The following is a 16,532-nucleotide window of genomic DNA, read 5'->3' on the forward strand; positions in this document are numbered from 1 at the left end:
AGAGCTTTCGCACGGATTAAGTAAAGTCTATTGTCTTCATTTCTTTAATTGTTCTTAATACAAACATGGTATAAGTTGAGGTTACTCCATCCATATTACCTATTTTATCCAATATTGTTGCAAGTTCTTCTCTGCTTTTTACTCTAACTTTTAATAATGCATAATATTCACCAGTCACGTCAAATATTTCATATACTTCCTTGAACTCATATATCTTTTTCAATATTTGTTCGTATTTTTTTGGATCTGCCTTAATTAATACAAAAGCTACAACATTGTAACCTATTTTTTCTGGGTCAACATCTACATAAAATCCTTTTATTATACCATTTTCCCTTAATCTCTTAATTCTAATATGTATTGTAGACTCACTTAGATTAAGCATTTTAGCGATCTTAGAAAAAGGCGTCCTAGCATCTTCTTGAAGAATTTTTAAGATTTTTTTATCTATATCATCAAGGAAATATGTCATATAATCATCCTCCCAAATAACTTAATAATATCAAATGAATCGAAGTCACCGATAGCAACTTTTAAGACTAGATTAGGATCACTTTTTGTCATAATTCTAGATAGTCCCTTTAAACTCATATATCCTTTTTTAACGCCATGAACAATTTTAGCCTGAGTTTGGATGGTCCAATATAATTTGCTTTTTTTAAACTCCCTCTCGAAATTTTTCTCATTGAGCAATGAATCTGCTAAGAGTTTTGCTGATATTATTGAGGGTCTAATTCCTTCTCCAGTTAGAGGATATACAGTGCCTAAGGCTTCACCTATAAATCTCCCGTTTAATCTCTCTTCTAGAATACCAAAATCTGATACTCTTGCTCCATGAAAATTGAGTATTTTTCCCTTTAAAATTCTCTTTATTCTCTCTTTAAGAAAGGGTATATCAGCCCATCCTCCAATTCCAATTTTACTTCCATTTTCGTCTGGAAATATCCATGCGTAACCTAATAAATCACTATAGAAATAGAATTCTACTATTTCTTTATCTATTTGGTAATCAGTTATATATTGAATGGCGGGAATTGTGTTATCTTTAGGTAATGAGTAATGACCGTTAGCATAAATCATTTTGTCTGCAATTATTTTTGTTCCTTCTGTAGTAAAATACTCGCCGTCTTTTTCTATTATTTTTATGTTATATTTTACCTCTACCTTTTCAGCAATATTCTTAAGAAAAATTGGCTTATTTATTATATATCCTAACTTTTTATTTACTCGAATATCATGTACTAGTTTATCATCAAGGTATATCCTAAATCCTTTTATTTCACTTATAATAGCCTCTTTAGTTATTGGTACATAATCTTCAATACCAGAAATTAATCCCCATGCACATGGTTTCAGACCTACATCATTAAGTCCTTCATAGACTGTAACGTTATATTTGGTACCCTTTAAGAACCATGCTAATGCTAATCCCGCAGGACCTGCCCCTATTACACCAATATCCATTTAATTTCACTTCCTAAGATAGAGTAATATTAGTATTCCTACTATAATCGTTCCAGAATATAATATAATTAATTGATAAAAGTTTGCTAAGTATCTTCCTATTATAGCTCCTATAATTAGAACGAGTAAGAATGCAACATAACCATTACCAAAAGTTAAAAGATTTCTAGATATAAGCTTAGATATAAATGGCTTTATTGAAATTATAAATTGAAATATAAAGGGTAAGACGTAAATGAGCCCTACTATAGCAAAAAGTCTAGGTTTCACTGGTAGAGCAAAGAAAATTCCTAATGTGATTCCCAGTGCATAAACCCCAGAAAAATATAGGCCAACTATTCTACTTTTGAGTGTGGTCCAAGTCTTATATGTTGTCATTATGTATATTACGATGGCTAAATCTATGGTTGATAGGGCTACAAAGGCTGGAAAATTTAGCAAATATGCTGGAATAATAGGTAAGGCTATTAATAATATAGAAATTAATATTAATGTGGCTGTATTCAACTTAGCTCATAACTATACCTTAATACTAAATATAAAATTCTAATGCTAATGGTTATTACGAAAAGATAATATAGCATTTGAATCAAATAATCTAAAGGTGAAGAGAGTTTGAAGCTACTAGTAATGGGGAATATCAGATTTCCAGAGCCTCACGTAGAAAGTACATTATCTTCCATAATCAAGAAAGAGGAACCAGAAACAATAGTTTTAGATGGGGATACAACACAGTGTTACTGGGATTATGAATGTCCAAGGGTAATTGATGTTCTTTATGTTATAAGAAGTTTAGCTCCTTGGGCACAAATTGTCTATATTCAAGGAGACATGGATCCTCATGCAATTAAGTGTATTATGGCAGAACCAAGATATAGGGAAGAGATAATAGCTACTACAACATATATTGCTGAAATTTCATCTACTAAATATTTCATACTTCATGGTCATCAAGGCGATATCGACCAGTTAAGACGAAGTATATCTGCAGGCCCTTGGGACTGGTTAGTTGTTGCTCAACATAAAAGATTAGAAATAGATAAATTAGCAAGAGTTATTTACATAGGTGGTGTAACAAAAGAGTTCCCGCCTGAGGCAAGAGGATACCTTGTTATAACTGATTCTACTCACTATATAAGACAAATCAGGAGCTAACACCCATTATTGCATTCTTAACTAGTTTGTAAATCTTAACGTTGTAAAACTCTTCGATTATTTCATCCTTACTTTTCCCTGTTTCCCAAACTTTATAATTATCAATGAAAATTTCATTTCTATTGGATTTAGAGAAGAATATCTCTTTTTCTCCTTTTAATCTTCTTAGAATGCCTATAACAGATAGTAGCTCCTTATCTATTTTTTCATATAAGACTTGAATTATCATATATATTATATTTTCTCATATCCATTATATCGGCTAACTAGTTATACCTAAGTATTTTCAAATCCAAACGAAAATCACTAATACTTTACATTTCTACAATAAAATATGCCGTATAAAAATATTCTTACATTAATATCTGTAAATAATGATAATTTCGAAAATTATTTTAGAAAAATATTTTTGGATGTGAGAAGTAGTGGAAGTAAAAAAACTACTATTAACGTTTTTACTGAAATACAATACCAAGAATTAGTAACGCTTATAAGAGAAGCACTACTTGAAAACATAGATATTGGGTATGAGTTATTCTTATGGAAGAAAAACGAGGTGGATATTTTTTTAAAAAATCTGGAGAAATCTGAAGTCGATGGTTTACTAGTTTATTGTGATGATGAAAACAAAGTTTTTATGTCAAAAATAGTAGATAATCTTCCTACTGCTATAAAAAGAAATTTAATAAAAGATTTTTGCAGAAAACTTTCATAAACAGAATACTGTAGATAGTTTTTTAATTATTAATAGAGAGTATAAATACCGATTTGGTTTGAAGGAGTTAAAATATGATGTACTCATTATTGGAGGAGGTTTTGCCGGAGCATCAACAGCTTTTCATTTGGCTGGAAAAGGATTAAAAGTGCTATTAGTTGATAGCAAACCGTGGAATAGAATTGGAGATAAACCATGTGGTGATGCAGTAAGTAAGGCGCATTTCGATAGGCTTGGAATGCCTTATCCTAAAGGTGAAGAATTAGAGAATAAGATTAGCGGTATAAAACTGTATAGTCCAGATATGAAAACTGTATGGACTGTAAATGGAGAAGGATTTGAGCTAAATGCTCCTCTTTATAATCAACGAATACTTAGAGAAGCTGAGAGTAAAGGCGTAGAAATATGGGATCAAACTACTGCGATGAAACCATTCTTTGAAAACGGCTTTGTTAAAGGTGCAGTATTATATAATAGAAGAAGCAATGAAGAAGTTGCTGTATATTCGAAAGTTTTAGTTGATGCAACGGGATATTCAAGAAGTGTAAGAAGCAAATTACCGCAAGAATTACCTATTGCAGAAGATCTAGATGAAAAAGATGCTGATATTGCGTATAGAGAGGTATTATTAACTAGAGATGACATTGAAGATCACGATTACCTGAGAATTTTCGTTACACAGAAAGCTTCTCCTGGCGGATACTGGTGGTATTTTCCTAAAGGCAAGAATAAAGTTAATGTAGGACTAGGTATTCAAGGGGGAATGGGTTATCCTAGTGTTCATGTCTTTTACCAAAAATATTTAGACTCATATGCCCCGGATGTTGACAAATCAAGGCTTTTAGTTAAAGGAGGGGCTTTAGTTCCAACAAGAAGACCATTATATACAATGGTGTGGAATGGTATTATAGCTGTTGGAGATTCTGCATATACTGTAAATCCAGTTCACGGAGGAGGGAAGGGTTCAGCCATGATATCCGGTTATTGTGCAGCTAAAACTATACTTAATGCTTTTGAAAAAGGTGACTTTTCAGCTCAAGGATTATGGGATATGAATATATGTTATATAAATGAATATGGAGCAAAACAAGCTAGCCTTGATATATTTAGAAGATTTTTACAGAAACTCAGTGATGATGATATAAACTATGGAATGAACAAGAAAGTTCTAAAAGAGGAGGATTTACTTGAAGCAAGTGAAAAAGGTGATCTTCACTTATCAGTAGCGGAAAAAGCTATGAGGATAATTGCAGGATTAGGTAGACCTTCTCTATTAATGAAATTAAAAACAGTAGCAGAATACATGAAAAATATTAAGCAATTATATTATAATTATCCTAGATCCCCATCTGGCTTACAAATATGGAAAACTCAAGTTGATAGTTTAATCTCAGAATTTAATATGAACATTAGTAAGTAAAATAAAAATTATAGTAAGGATAAAAGGTGTAACTAAAGGAATCCAAAATGTTTTCATTGTATACCCTCCTACTTCTTCTAGTGCATTTACCATTAATGATATAATTGATCCTAGTATTTTAACCCCTTTTATTTCTATTCCTTTAAAAGATATAGTGGTTTTTAATGCTTGGCTTTTGGCTTTTAATGTTAATTCAAGCGCTTTTTCCACTAATTGCTCACATGGTTGGGCTGGGATGTAAAGATCTCCAAAAACTGTACCAGTACAACTATGATCATCTGGCGTTACAAGTATGGGATAGTTAACTACACCTTTCAGTTTTTCTCTGATTTTTACGGTCAGATTCGGATCAGCATTGTTTGAGTAAATATAAATTATGCTAAGATCTTTCTCTCCATCAGATATGTAAGTAACTCTAATTCTGTTATCGCATAAACCTTCACAGTCTTTGACCTTATCTTCAGCATACCCTACAATAAAAGGCTTTTCTTCTCCTTTTTCTTTTATACTTTTTAGTATACCATTAGTTATACATGAATCAGTATTAGAAGGTAATTCTCTCTCTAGGTATTCGTTATGGCAATCAACTATATAATTTCCAGAATTTACTATAAAATTCCACAGTTTTAAGGGTAGGTCATCAATACCGTAGTTAGGTCTTTGTACGAATGATAAGCTTTTATCACCAAAATCTAGAGTGACGCCAGAAAATTCACCACAGGTCCATTCTTTTATACCGTAGAATTTAAGAGAAACCCAATTATCAGCTTTTTTCTCCTCATCTGAAATTAATTTAGCTATGGCTTTAGATTGTGTTGATGTTGCTAAATCTATCTCATGACTTCCTGGGCCATGGAAAATTAAGTTATTTGGATTCTCTGACTCTAGTTGATAGATAAATTTGCTACTTCCTATATCTCCAGAGATGCCATAATGAATTTTTGGTAAAACAAAATAGATATTATTCACTTTGAAGATACCTATATGAATGGTTGATTTAATTGATATATCCTGCAAGAACTTTTCTAATTGCTTAGAATCTTTTTTTATTATGTTGGCCAAAAAAGGTCTTAGAATTTGTAGTGATTTAATCCCAGTTATTTTTTCGCCTTTCTTATTAATTAAGTGAATGTAATAGTAAAAAACCAAGGAGATCATTACTATATATATAACGTTAAGATAAGTTATGTGAAATGCTATTGATGCAAAATTTATTGCTAGTATAATAAGTGATGATTTTAATTCGCTTGTTCTTGGTAATAATGTATAACCTATGAGTGGCGAGAAAAGAGTTAATGCGTAATAATAATACCCTATAATTATATAAGAAAATATAATATAGAAGAATGCAGTCAAATCTATGAAAAAGAAAATTAACTTTTTTTCAGTTATGAATAATATTGATAATAATGCAAAGTATATTATAAATGATACTAAATATAACAATCCTATTTCTATGCTTCTTATTATTACTATAGCTGATTCAAACGTTGCAAGTCCTGAGAGAATCTTCATGTCTGGTAAGCTTTTTAATTTAGAGTAGTACTTTCTCGTAATAGCTTCAGAATCCACGGTTAAATAGAGTAAATTGGGGGGTTTAAATGCTATTGACAAATGAAATGTTGAATGCCAAAAAAGTAGTCCATTATAAAAAAGAGGAATGCGATATTTATATAATAGAGAAAAATGACGAGAATTATGTAATAGGAATTTATAGAGGTAATAATACCATTTACGCAAAAGTTACGTTACCTTTTGTTAGATGGGATTGCGAGAGTATACTTTATTATCCTTTTGGATATTTTGTGTTTGCCGAGGACGAAAATAAGCTAATAGAAAAAATAAAGATAAAAATGAACGAGTTGAAGTCCAATGTTATTGGATGATTATGAACTTATAATAAGTGATGTAGATGGAGTCTTGGTCAGAGAAGGAGAACCTATATGGAGTAATATTGTAGCAATCAAGAAAATTATAGAAAGAGGTAAAAAAGTATTATTAATTACTAATAATTCTGGTTTTAGTAGGGTAATTTTATCTAGACAATTAAATTATTTAGGAGTAAAGATAGAGCCTAAAGACATTATAACTAGTGGAACTGCAGCAGCAATTTATCTTAAGGAAAGGACTAATGTGAAAACTGTTTTTGTTGTGGGTGAAGAAGGACTAATCGAGGAATTAAAAAATTTTAATTTTAGAATAATTAGCTCAAATGAAGTAGAAGAGGAAATACCAGACGCAGTAGTTTTAGGTCTAGACAGATTAAGTACATACGAAAAATTATCTACAGCAATGAGGTGTATTTACAAAGGTTCTAAGTTTATAGTTACAAATATGGATAGGCTTTGGCCTTCTAAGGATGGTTTAAAATTAGGAGCCGGTGCATTAGCGTCTGCTATAATTTATGCACTTCAGCGAGAGCCTGACTTTATAGCCGGTAAACCAAATACTTGGATTATAGAAATAGCATTGAAATTATCTGGCATAAATAATTTGAATAAAGCTGTTATAATTGGTGATCAATTAGAGACTGATATAAAAATGGGTATTAATGCTGGTATAGATACAATTTTGGTTTTAACTGGTATATCTTCGATAAAAGATATTGAGAGAACAAATATTAAACCTAAGTTTGTAGTAAACTCTCTAAATGAAATTGTGAAATAAAGGTTTTTTAGTCAAAATACACATTTACTCATGTGGAGAAAGTTTCATACGATGTTGTAATCGTAGGAGCTGGGTTAGCTGGATTAATGGCAGCACACGAGATAGCTTCAGCAGGTTATAACGTAGCAGTAATCTCTAAAGTATTCCCTACCAGATCACATTCAGCGGCTGCTGAAGGAGGAATTGCGGCCTACATTCAAGGCAATTCAGATCCAAATGATAATCCAGATTATATGGCTTATGATACTATCAAAGGAGGCGATTATTTAGTCGATCAAGATGCTGCTGAACTCTTAGCATATAAGTCTGGAGAGATAGTGATGCTTCTAGAAAGATGGGGAACTTTATTTAATAGGCAACCAGATGGACGAGTTGCTGTGAGATATTTTGGTGGGCAAACTTATCCTAGAACTAGATTTGTTGGAGATAAGACTGGAATGGCACTATTGCATACAGTATATGAAAGAACTTCTGGTTTAGGTAGTGTAGATTTCTATTTTGAATGGTTTGCATGGGAATTAGTTAGAGATGAGAACAGGGTTAGAGGTATTATAGCTTTTGATATGAGGAATATGGTTCCAGTATTTTTCAAAGCAAAAGCTGTTGTGATAGCTTCCGGAGGTATGGGAATGTTATATAGGCATTCAACCAATAGTTATATCAATACTGGTGACGGTTATGCTATGGCATTAAGAGCAAGGGTCGCATTAAAAGATCCAGAATTTGTTCAATTCCATCCTACAGCATTGTATCCCTCAGATATCTTAATTAGTGAAGCTGCAAGAGGTGAGGGGGCAGTACTAAGAAACGTTAAAGGAGAAAGATTTATGGCAAGATACGCCCCTAAAAAACTGGATCTTGCCCCCAGGGATATAGTTTCTAGAGCAATACTTACTGAAGTAAAAGAAGGAAGAGGATTTCCGGGAGGGTATGTAGGCTTAGATCTTACTCATTTAGGTGAGGATTATATTAAGGAGAGATTAGCCCTAGCTTATGAAGCAGCAAAGAGCTTTGCAGGGTTAGATGCAACCAAAGAGATGATTCCAGTAAGGCCTGCTCAACATTATTATATGGGAGGTATTGATGTAGATATAACTGGTAGAAATCCAGATTTGATAGGATTATTTGCAGCAGGAGAAGCAGCATGTGTTTCAGTACATGGTGCCAACAGATTAGGTTCTAACTCTTTGTTAGAAACTTTAGTATTTGGTAGAGAAACAGGAAGGGCTGTAGTCGAATTTCTTAAAAGTTACACTGAACCTTCTTCCGATATTGATAAAGAAGCTGAAAAAATGATTGACTCAGCTTATGACGTAGTAAAAAGTGAAAGCGGTATTCATTTTGGAGAAATATTAGAAAAATTGAGAGATACTATGTGGGATTACGTTGGTGTGTTTAGGGATGAAAATGGATTAAAAACTGCTCTTTCAGAAATTATGAAACTAAGAGAAGATATGAAAAAAATGTATGTATTAGATAAGAGTAAGGTCTATAACACAGAATTTTATAATGCTCTTGAGCTTAAGAACATGTTAGATCTAGCCCTTGTAATAGCTACTTCTGCTTTAAACAGAAAAGAATCAAGAGGAGCCCACTATAGGTTAGATTTCCCAGAAAGAGATGATCAGAACTGGCTCAAACATACGATAGCATATCTGAGAGGTAATAGTGTAGAGATTACATATAAACCTGTAAAAATGACAAAATGGAAACCAGAAGCTAGGGTGTATTAAAATGTCTCTACAAAATGAAGAGATGGATGTAGTACTTAAGATAAAGAGATATTCTCCTGAAAAAGGATATTGGTGGCAAGAATATAAATTAAAAGTTGATAGATTTACTCAATTTACCGAGGCTTTAAGAAGAATTAAAAGTGAACAAGATCCTACGCTTGCATACAGAGCATCTTGTCATATGGCAGTTTGCGGAAGTTGTGGAATGAAAATTAATGGAGAACCAAGACTTGCATGTAAAACATTAGTCATTGATATGGCAAAGAAATACGGTTCTAATGTTATCACAATAGAGCCGATGGATTATTTTAAACCAGTTAAAGATCTTATTGTTGATTTAGATGAATTTTATCAAAGAATGTATAAAGTTAAACCTAGACTTTATCCTCATAAGGAAGTTTTAGAAGGTAATGTTGAACAAAGATTAAAACCTGAAGATCAGAGAGAACTTTGGAAATTCGCTCAATGTATATGGTGCGGGCTATGTGTATCAGCTTGTCCGAGTGTTAAAATGGATCCAGAATTTTTAGGTCCTGCTGCTCATGCTAAAGGTTATAGATTCCTAGCCGATCCCAGAGACACGATTACTGAAGAGAGGATGAAGATTCTTATAGATAGTGCATGGCGTTGTACATACTGTTATATGTGCTATAATGTTTGTCCAAGAGATATAGAACCTGTAACAGCTATTAAGAAAACTAGGGCTTATACTAGATTAGCTAAAGAAAAGACGTCAGTAGCACAAACTGGAGAGAAGCATATTGAAGCAATATTTAATTCTCTAGTAGAATCTGGAAAACTAGAAGAGGCTAAGGTTTATCTCAGTACGTATGGATTGCTTGGTTCCATAAAAGATTTCATTTATCTTTTCCAATCTGGTAAAGTTAAGTATGCTTTAGTAAAAGAGAAACCAGTTGAAAATATAAGTGAGGTCAGGAAAATTCTTAGTGGTGATAATAAATGAGCTATGCGTATTATCCAGGTTGTGCAACTCATGGGCTTTCTAAAGATGTAGATATCGCAACAAGAAAAGTATTCGAAACCTTAGGGTTAAAGCTAGAAGAAGTGAAAGATTGGAACTGTTGTGGAGGAGGATTCTATGATGAATATGATGAAGTTGGACATGTTGCCTTAAATCTTAGGAATTTATCAATAGTGGAAAAAATGGGATATAATAAAATGATTACTCCTTGTAGTGTTTGTCTTCATAGCCATAGGTTAGCTGCATATAAGTTTAAGGAAAATAAAGATATAAGAAAAAAAGTCGAGGAAAGAATTAAGGGTACTTCAATTAACTATTCTGGAAAAGCTAATGCTGAACATATAGTATGGGTTCTTGTTAGAGATATAGGAATTCAGAAAATCAAGGAAAAAGTAAAAAGACCATTAACTGGATTAAGAGTTGCAGCATATTATGGATGTCAGATGTTAAGACCAGAGGAGATAATGGGTTTTGAACCGGCATTTAATCCTCATAGTATGGAAGATTTGATTTCGGCTACTGGTGCAATTCCAGTAACGTTTCCTAATGCTAGGTCGTGTTGCGGTTTTCCTTTAATGGGTAGTAATCCTAACGTGGGAATAAAAATGGCATATAATGTGCTGAAAAGTGCAAAAGATCAAGAAGCAGACCTTTTAGTTCATCCTTGTAGCTTGTGTCATTTACAGCTAGACTCACTACAACTTAAAATAAAGGCTGAGTTTAATACTAATTGGACTCTTCCTGCAATATATGTAACTCAATTACTAGGTTTAGCGTTCGGTTTTTCACCAGATGAACTAGGTATAAGTAATCTGGCTAAACAAGTTCTAATTTCGAAGGGTGTAGTTTAATGTCGTATGAAGACAGGATTAGCGATACACTAACAAAAATAGGAGCTACTATAACAAGAGGTTGGTATTCAGTAAGTGAGAGACCAGAGAGACCTCCTTTCGGAAAAGAATTGGAATATAAGGTTGATGAATTATTCTGGGGTAAAATTCATCTAAGAAACGAAGGGGACCTCTATCTCTTAGTAATATCTAAGGATATATTCAATTGGAAAGATAAGATTTCACAGTTAAAAGTTAAAGGTGAGATTGAAGACGCTGCTGGTGGATTATTATGGTTAAAAGAGAATTTGGACAACTTAGAAGAAGATATGAAATACATTAAGGAATACCTTTCATCTCTTAAAAAATAATTTTTTATTTTATGGAAGTATATGGTTAAGTGGCCATGCCCAGCTGACGCCCAAGTATGGATGGAATGATGCTGGGTCCTCCTCCTTTATGCTTCTACTACCTTCAAAAGGTCTTCATGATCTAATTTATATACTACTAAATATTGATCTGAGACTCTTCTCAAATCAGCATTATCTCCTCTTATCATTACGCTAATTAATGTAGAATTAGCCTCTTTCAAAGACCTTCTTACTGTAGTTTCAGCAATTTTATCCTCACCATCCGTTAATAATATTATCTCACTTACTCCTTTTACATGACCTTCTTTAATATCTTCACATGCTGAAATTACAGATCTACTGATATCAGTACCTCCTCCTCCTCTTATTTTGCCAATATATTCTATCATTTTAACAACATCTTTACTTTTTGCATTTTTAGGAACTTTAATTAAAGGATAAGGTATATTATCAAAGAATCTTATATAGAAATCTCTATTTTCTCTTCTAGCTCTACTATATAATGCCAAGGCTACAGCTTTAGCCCATATTATTTTTTCACCATCCATACTTCCTGATTTATCTAGTAATAAATAAATAGGTCCTAATACTTCTTTTATTCTCTTTTGATACAATAATAATTGGGATTCCGCAAGTTTTATGTAGAATAGTTCTTCTGGCAAAGCTAATTCAGAAGATACGATTCTCTCAAGATCCGAGCCTTCCTCGTATCCATAAAGTTCTCCTCTAGAAAATCTAGTAGTTCTTTTCTTTGTAAAGCTTCCTAATCTGGGCATTCCGCTTAAAAATTCTAGAATTTTCTTTATTTCTGTATTTCTAGCTAATCTAAGAACTTCATGAATTTCTCCTTCAAAATTAAGTATCGAACCCGTACCTGCACCATTGCCGCCTATTATTTTCTGTAAATTTCTAACTGATTCTGCATCTTCTATTGCTTTGCTTAGTGCTTTGTCATTAACTTGTTTCATTAGTTTCTCCATTTGCTGACTATCTTGTTGTTGCTGTTGTTTTTGTCCTTGCTTTCCTCCACTTCCTTTCATTAGACCGTTAAGTATTTGCTCAGCCATTTGTCTTTCTTCTTGGGACTGTGAAGTTCTCTTTATTCTTTCTAATTCTTCTATTAGATTTTGAACATAACTAACAGATAATGCCATACTAACAGCTGAGTTAACCATAGAGTAATTCCTATTCTCTTCAACTAAAGGTGAATTTAGCATCATATCTATAAATCTATACATTATTTCTTTTCCTTTAGGAACATCCTCCTTTGTTTTAGGTATAGGCATAGGTAAGTAATGGATGTAATATGTATCTATCAAAAAATTCTCATCTAATTGTAAATCTCTACCACTAAGTTTTTTCAATGTATAACTTATTCTTTCACCACGATAACGAACTAAAGGATCTTCATAATCAATACCTCTTAAAAAACCTTCTTCTTCACTCATGTATAAATCCCCAGCTTTCTAGCTACTTTTTCTAATAGTACATCAATTTCTTTAACAACTTCCTTTGAAAAATCTTCCACTTTTTCGTCTCCACTCTCCTTTCCTAAAGCCATCACTCTGTCCCTAGTAGCCCTTAAACTTCTAATTAGCTCAATTAATCTAGGATCAGACTCATTAGCCGCATCAACATATTTACTCGCTTCTTTTATATTTGAGTAGATTTCATTCAGCTCTTTCATATATTTAATAGGTGTCTTTAGCTCTTCTGATAATAGTGCTGATACTTTCTCAAAGTCATCTATTTCCTTTGGGGCTATATACTTTAGTACTATTAAATCTTCTTCAATAGCTTTTAATCTTCCATTAAGTATAGCATGAGCAGAAACTATTTTCAATACTTTACCTTTTCTTCTATCTGTTAGATGAATTCCTTTTTCTTCTAGCATTGCATACAACTTTAATAGTTTACTTTTCACTGGGGACAAATCTACTTGGGGAATTAAACTGTATAAATCATCTAATTGCTTTATATTCATAATTGGCTCTTTAACTATCCATTTATTAGAGAACTCATAATCCCATGCAGAGTTTATCAGATCTTTCCATAGATCTTCACTAACGGGTCTCGCGTAATGTCTTAGTAAAAGTCTATCATATAAAGCATCTAACTCCGGTTCATCTGGAACTCTGTTACTTGCTGATATTAATGTTCGTAATGGTACTTTTATTACGTTATATCCATCATATATTACTCTTTCATTTAACAAAGATAATAAGGCATTTAATATAGCTGAATTAGCATTAAATATTTCATCTAGGAATGCTATTTCACTTTCTGGTAGTCTATCTTTAGTAATTCTTTTATATATGCCTTGTTTTAATGCGTTTATATCTAAAGCTCCAAATAATTCAGCTGGTTCGGTATATTTAGTTAATAGATACATAAAGAACTTGGCGTTCAGTAATTCAGCAGCTCTTCTTGCTAGTGCAGACTTTGCTGTACCTGGTTCTCCAATTAATATCACGTGCTCTTTAGAGAGTAGGGCTAGTGTTATGACTTTAGCCTCTTCCTCCCTTCCTATGAATGGAGCTGAGAGTAATTCAACAAACTTTTTAGGATATTCTAATAATTGTTGATTACTACTCACATTTATTCCCAAAGATAATTATAGCTGTATAGCTTAAAAAGAAATCTTAACAATATTGGGTGATTAGTTTAAAACATACAAAATAATATGGAACAAAAAATCAGCCTCTTTTTAAACTTAAACTAGTTAATCGATACCTTATTCACGATATGACAAGAATTTTTATACTATGACGTAAAGTATATTTTAACAAATCTCGTGAGTCGAGTCGAATGGGAGAAGAGAAAATAAATAATCTAAAACCAGGAATGGAAAATGTTAATGTAACTGTAAGAGTTTTAGAAGCAACAGAAGCAAAAGTTATACAAACAAAAAATGGTGCTAGGACAATAAGTGAAGCTATAGTTGGTGACGATACTGGTAGGGTAAAACTAACATTATGGGGTAAATTAGCTGGTTCTATAAAGGAGGGAATGGTAGTAAAGATAGACAATGCATGGACTACTGCTTATAAGGGTAAGGTCCAGTTAAATGCTGGTAGCAAATCACAAATTTCAGAAGTAAATGATGAATCTTTTCCGCAAGCGGATCAAATTCCAGATACTACTCCATCAGCTGGAGAGTATAGGAGACCTTTCAGAGGAGGAAGAAGGCAAGGCAGAGGAGGAAGAAGACCAAGATTTGAAGAAGAGAGTGGTGAGGAAGAATGAATTTTGATGAAGTAAAGAATTTAAAACCACAAAAAATAGGAGAATTCCTAGATAAAAGTGAAGATGGAGAAGGATATATAGTTAAAGTTTCAGAGGATAAGGTTTACGAATTAGCACCTATAGCTTATTATGTTTGGGACTTATGTGATGGAGAAAAAACTGTTGATCAAATCGTAACTCAAATTAGTCAAGAGGCAAACTTATCTGTTGAACAAGTTCGTGACCCTATATTAATGGTTCTAGATGAGTTGAAAAAAGCCTCACTCATAAGTATGTAAAGTTATAAGTTTTGTTTTTTATTTTCTTTTATGCGAGCCATATTAGACGATAAGAACTTACTTTTGGCTGAAGATGCATTAAGAATTTTCATTAATGAAACTTCTCCTAAACCCATTGGGGTAGAAGAGGTTGATATACTAGACTCATTAAATAGGGTTTCTGCTGAATATGTTTTTTCTCCAATTGACTTACCACCATTTTCAAGATCTACTGTTGATGGTTATGCTATAATTGACTCTGAAACTCCAGGAGAGTTTACTGTAATTGATAAGATTAGTATAGGAGAATATAAGGAGATTGAAATAAAAGATAAAGAAGCTGTAGAAGTTGATACTGGTTCTATAATTCCAGAAAATGCTACAGCTGTAATTAAGGTCGAAGAAACTGAAAGAAAGGGAGATAAAATCTTTGTAGGAAGAAAAGTAAGATTTGGGGAAAATATTGGATTTATAGGAAGCGATATTCCTAAAGGGTTTGAAATTTTAAAGCCTGGAGAAATTATTAAGGCTGAAAAAATAGCACTTTTAGCTTCTGTTGGAATAACAAAGGTTAAAGTATTTAAAAGACCTAAAATCTATATAATAACAACCGGAGATGAACTAATAGAGCCTGGAAAGCCGTTACAGAAAGGAAAGATTTATGAATCTAATTCATTTTATCTTTATGCTAAACTAAAATCAGAAGGATATGAGATTATTGGTTATACTCATGTAAGGGACGATAAGGAGTTGATCAAAGAAGAGTTACTTAAAGGTTTAGATTTAGCAGATGTGGTGATATTGACTGGAGGTACAAGTGCTGGTGAGAAGGATTTTGTTCATCAAGTAATTAGAGAATTAGGTAAAATTATAGTTCATGGATTAAAGTTTAAACCGGGAAAACCAACAATATTAGCCACCGTAAAAGGAAAACCAGTAATAGGTCTTCCTGGCAATATTGTTTCAACTGTTATGATAACTGAAAGGGTAATAAATAAATACCTCTCAATAGTAGCTGGAAAAGAATTAACAGACGAAATTAAAGTTAAAGCAATATTACTAAACGATGCAAAAGCTGATAAGAACCGTTACACTTATCTTCCAGTATATTTGTTTAAAAAAGATGAAAAATACTTTGCTTTAAGTATACCCTTTGATAGCTATATGATAGGAACTTTTTCAGTGGCTGATGGTTATATAGGTCTTGAGCCTGCTGAAGAGCATAAAGAGGGTGAAGAAGTTTATGTATATTTAAAGAGATTAGATTTAAGACCTACTTATATAGGAGAAGAAGAACCTAAATTGCTTAAATTGTTCTCAGAATTTAGAAAAATTCCCTTAGGTTCTTACCCAGCATTAAAAGCTCTTAAATACGGAATCGGTGACGTTATTGTAATTAGTAGTCTTTACGATAACTCAATATCTGGTGAATATGTGTATAAGAGAAAAATATTACAGAACGGTAATGGAGAAAAGATTGTGGGTTATCATGATTGGATTGGATTAAGTAGAATGATCCAAAATTCTTCTATAAAATTGCGCTATATATCTTTATCTCCTAATTTTATCGGTAAGGCTACAGTAATAGCGCCAGACACTATTATCAGTGAAGGTAAGGAAATTGGTGAAGAAAAGCTGATTATTGTTTGTAAAGATGAATATAAATCAAAACTTAAAACTCTATCTTAATAT

19 protein-coding genes are annotated in these 16,532 nt (G+C 32.5%); 12 read left to right on the forward strand and 7 right to left on the reverse strand.

Annotation, left to right across the window (positions count from 1 at the left end; genetic code table 11):
- Nucleotides 1-16: 16 nt before the first annotated feature.
- From STK_RS02800 to STK_RS02810, 3 genes are read right to left on the reverse strand one after another with little or no spacing between them, the layout of a single operon-like run.
- Nucleotides 17-472: an Lrp/AsnC family transcriptional regulator gene (locus STK_RS02800; RefSeq protein ID WP_010978465.1), complete on the reverse strand. Its 456-nt coding sequence runs from the start codon at nt 470-472 to the stop codon at nt 17-19.
- Nucleotides 469-1,464 (reverse strand): NAD(P)/FAD-dependent oxidoreductase, encoded by a 996-nt coding sequence (locus tag STK_RS02805; RefSeq protein ID WP_010978466.1) that lies wholly within the window; start codon nt 1,462-1,464, stop codon nt 469-471. The genes STK_RS02800 and STK_RS02805 overlap by 4 nt, the downstream gene beginning before the upstream one ends.
- A 6-nt stretch (nt 1,465-1,470) precedes the next feature.
- Complete coding sequence (locus STK_RS02810) at nt 1,471-1,971, reverse strand: hypothetical protein (protein WP_052846348.1); 501 nt, start codon at nt 1,969-1,971, stop codon at nt 1,471-1,473.
- Nucleotides 1,972-2,079: 108 nt separating this feature from the next.
- On the opposite strand from STK_RS02810, the gene STK_RS02815 reads away from it, so the two are divergent.
- Nucleotides 2,080-2,619, forward strand: a complete 540-nt coding sequence (locus tag STK_RS02815; protein WP_052846349.1) for a phosphoesterase — start codon at nt 2,080-2,082, stop codon at nt 2,617-2,619.
- Here STK_RS02815 and STK_RS02820 read toward each other — a convergent pair.
- On the reverse strand, nt 2,609-2,848 hold the full coding sequence (locus tag STK_RS02820) for a hypothetical protein (protein WP_052846350.1): 240 nt from the start codon (nt 2,846-2,848) through the stop codon (nt 2,609-2,611). The two genes, STK_RS02815 and STK_RS02820, sit on opposite strands and share 11 nt — an antisense overlap.
- 105 nt (nt 2,849-2,953) lie before the next feature.
- Between STK_RS02820 and STK_RS02825 the strand changes: the two genes are divergently transcribed.
- Together STK_RS02825 and STK_RS02830 are read left to right on the forward strand one after the other, a co-directional pair.
- Nucleotides 2,954-3,334: a DUF5751 family protein gene (locus STK_RS02825; protein ID WP_010978469.1), complete on the forward strand. Its 381-nt coding sequence runs from the start codon at nt 2,954-2,956 to the stop codon at nt 3,332-3,334.
- Between the two features lie 58 nt (nt 3,335-3,392).
- Nucleotides 3,393-4,754: a digeranylgeranylglycerophospholipid reductase gene (locus tag STK_RS02830; protein ID WP_052846351.1), complete on the forward strand. Its 1,362-nt coding sequence runs from the start codon at nt 3,393-3,395 to the stop codon at nt 4,752-4,754.
- Here STK_RS02830 and STK_RS02835 read toward each other — a convergent pair.
- Nucleotides 4,725-6,326: a DUF2070 family protein gene (locus STK_RS02835; RefSeq protein ID WP_010978471.1), complete on the reverse strand. Its 1,602-nt coding sequence runs from the start codon at nt 6,324-6,326 to the stop codon at nt 4,725-4,727. The genes STK_RS02830 and STK_RS02835 overlap by 30 nt on opposite strands.
- 29 nt (nt 6,327-6,355) lie before the next feature.
- On the opposite strand from STK_RS02835, the gene STK_RS02840 reads away from it, so the two are divergent.
- Genes STK_RS02840 through STK_RS02865 form a run of 6 tightly spaced genes read left to right on the forward strand, consistent with a single transcriptional unit; the run spans nt 6,356 to nt 11,337 of the window.
- Nucleotides 6,356-6,640: a hypothetical protein gene (locus STK_RS02840; RefSeq protein WP_010978472.1), complete on the forward strand. Its 285-nt coding sequence runs from the start codon at nt 6,356-6,358 to the stop codon at nt 6,638-6,640.
- Entirely contained in the window at nt 6,627-7,421 is a 795-nt protein-coding gene (locus tag STK_RS02845) for an HAD-IIA family hydrolase (RefSeq protein ID WP_010978473.1), read from the forward strand. Before STK_RS02840 ends, STK_RS02845 begins: the two co-directional genes overlap by 14 nt.
- Before the next feature lie 32 nt (nt 7,422-7,453).
- Nucleotides 7,454-9,154, forward strand: a complete 1,701-nt coding sequence (locus STK_RS02850; protein ID WP_010978474.1) for a succinate dehydrogenase flavoprotein subunit — start codon at nt 7,454-7,456, stop codon at nt 9,152-9,154.
- 1 nt (nt 9,155) lies between these two features.
- Nucleotides 9,156-10,118, forward strand: coding sequence for a succinate dehydrogenase/fumarate reductase iron-sulfur subunit (locus STK_RS02855; RefSeq protein ID WP_010978475.1), 963 nt, complete (start codon nt 9,156-9,158; stop codon nt 10,116-10,118).
- Complete coding sequence (locus STK_RS02860; protein ID WP_010978476.1) at nt 10,115-10,987, forward strand: CoB--CoM heterodisulfide reductase iron-sulfur subunit B family protein; 873 nt, start codon at nt 10,115-10,117, stop codon at nt 10,985-10,987. Before STK_RS02855 ends, STK_RS02860 begins: the two co-directional genes overlap by 4 nt.
- The gene (locus STK_RS02865; protein WP_010978477.1) at nt 10,987-11,337 is read left to right on the forward strand and encodes a hypothetical protein; all 351 of its coding nucleotides are present in this window, start codon (nt 10,987-10,989) and stop codon (nt 11,335-11,337) included. Before STK_RS02860 ends, STK_RS02865 begins: the two co-directional genes overlap by 1 nt.
- An 86-nt stretch (nt 11,338-11,423) precedes the next feature.
- On the opposite strand, the gene STK_RS02870 is transcribed toward STK_RS02865, so the two are convergent.
- Both STK_RS02870 and STK_RS02875 read right to left on the reverse strand, forming a co-directional pair.
- The gene (locus STK_RS02870; RefSeq protein WP_010978478.1) at nt 11,424-12,785 is read right to left on the reverse strand and encodes a vWA domain-containing protein; all 1,362 of its coding nucleotides are present in this window, start codon (nt 12,783-12,785) and stop codon (nt 11,424-11,426) included.
- On the reverse strand, nt 12,782-13,933 hold the full coding sequence (locus STK_RS02875) for an AAA family ATPase (RefSeq protein ID WP_010978479.1): 1,152 nt from the start codon (nt 13,931-13,933) through the stop codon (nt 12,782-12,784). The genes STK_RS02870 and STK_RS02875 overlap by 4 nt, the downstream gene beginning before the upstream one ends.
- A gap of 212 nt (nt 13,934-14,145) precedes the next feature.
- On the opposite strand from STK_RS02875, the gene STK_RS02880 reads away from it, so the two are divergent.
- Genes STK_RS02880 through STK_RS02890 form a run of 3 tightly spaced genes read left to right on the forward strand, consistent with a single transcriptional unit; the run spans nt 14,146 to nt 16,529 of the window.
- A complete protein-coding gene (locus STK_RS02880; RefSeq protein ID WP_010978480.1) occupies nt 14,146-14,583 on the forward strand; it encodes an OB-fold nucleic acid binding domain-containing protein in 438 nt (145 codons plus the stop codon).
- On the forward strand, nt 14,580-14,861 hold the full coding sequence (locus STK_RS02885) for a PqqD family protein (protein WP_010978481.1): 282 nt from the start codon (nt 14,580-14,582) through the stop codon (nt 14,859-14,861). The genes STK_RS02880 and STK_RS02885 overlap by 4 nt, the downstream gene beginning before the upstream one ends.
- A 30-nt stretch (nt 14,862-14,891) precedes the next feature.
- Nucleotides 14,892-16,529, forward strand: coding sequence for a molybdopterin molybdotransferase MoeA (locus STK_RS02890; RefSeq protein ID WP_010978482.1), 1,638 nt, complete (start codon nt 14,892-14,894; stop codon nt 16,527-16,529).
- The last annotated feature ends 3 nt before the right edge of the window (nt 16,530-16,532 follow it).

Origin of the sequence: Sulfurisphaera tokodaii str. 7 (assembly GCF_000011205.1) — an archaeon.
Lineage (GTDB): Archaea > Thermoproteota > Thermoprotei_A > Sulfolobales > Sulfolobaceae > Sulfurisphaera > Sulfurisphaera tokodaii.

What these genes read in the sequence shown, in the direction of transcription:
- STK_RS02800 (WP_010978465.1), bottom strand. Translation starts at nt 472, where the DNA reads ATGACATATTTCCTTGATGATATAGATAAAAAAATCTTAAAAATTCTT.
- STK_RS02805 (WP_010978466.1), bottom strand. Translation starts at nt 1,464, where the DNA reads ATGGATATTGGTGTAATAGGGGCAGGTCCTGCGGGATTAGCATTAGCA.
- STK_RS02820 (WP_052846350.1), bottom strand. Translation starts at nt 2,848, where the DNA reads ATGATAATTCAAGTCTTATATGAAAAAATAGATAAGGAGCTACTATCT.
- STK_RS02825 (WP_010978469.1), top strand. Translation starts at nt 2,954, where the DNA reads ATGCCGTATAAAAATATTCTTACATTAATATCTGTAAATAATGATAAT.
- STK_RS02840 (WP_010978472.1), top strand. Translation starts at nt 6,356, where the DNA reads ATGCTATTGACAAATGAAATGTTGAATGCCAAAAAAGTAGTCCATTAT.
- STK_RS02845 (WP_010978473.1), top strand. Translation starts at nt 6,627, where the DNA reads ATGTTATTGGATGATTATGAACTTATAATAAGTGATGTAGATGGAGTC.
- STK_RS02855 (WP_010978475.1), top strand. Translation starts at nt 9,156, where the DNA reads ATGTCTCTACAAAATGAAGAGATGGATGTAGTACTTAAGATAAAGAGA.
- STK_RS02860 (WP_010978476.1), top strand. Translation starts at nt 10,115, where the DNA reads ATGAGCTATGCGTATTATCCAGGTTGTGCAACTCATGGGCTTTCTAAA.
- STK_RS02865 (WP_010978477.1), top strand. Translation starts at nt 10,987, where the DNA reads ATGTCGTATGAAGACAGGATTAGCGATACACTAACAAAAATAGGAGCT.
- STK_RS02870 (WP_010978478.1), bottom strand. Translation starts at nt 12,785, where the DNA reads ATGAGTGAAGAAGAAGGTTTTTTAAGAGGTATTGATTATGAAGATCCT.
- STK_RS02880 (WP_010978480.1), top strand. Translation starts at nt 14,146, where the DNA reads ATGGGAGAAGAGAAAATAAATAATCTAAAACCAGGAATGGAAAATGTT.
- STK_RS02885 (WP_010978481.1), top strand. Translation starts at nt 14,580, where the DNA reads ATGAATTTTGATGAAGTAAAGAATTTAAAACCACAAAAAATAGGAGAA.
- STK_RS02890 (WP_010978482.1), top strand. Translation starts at nt 14,892, where the DNA reads ATGCGAGCCATATTAGACGATAAGAACTTACTTTTGGCTGAAGATGCA.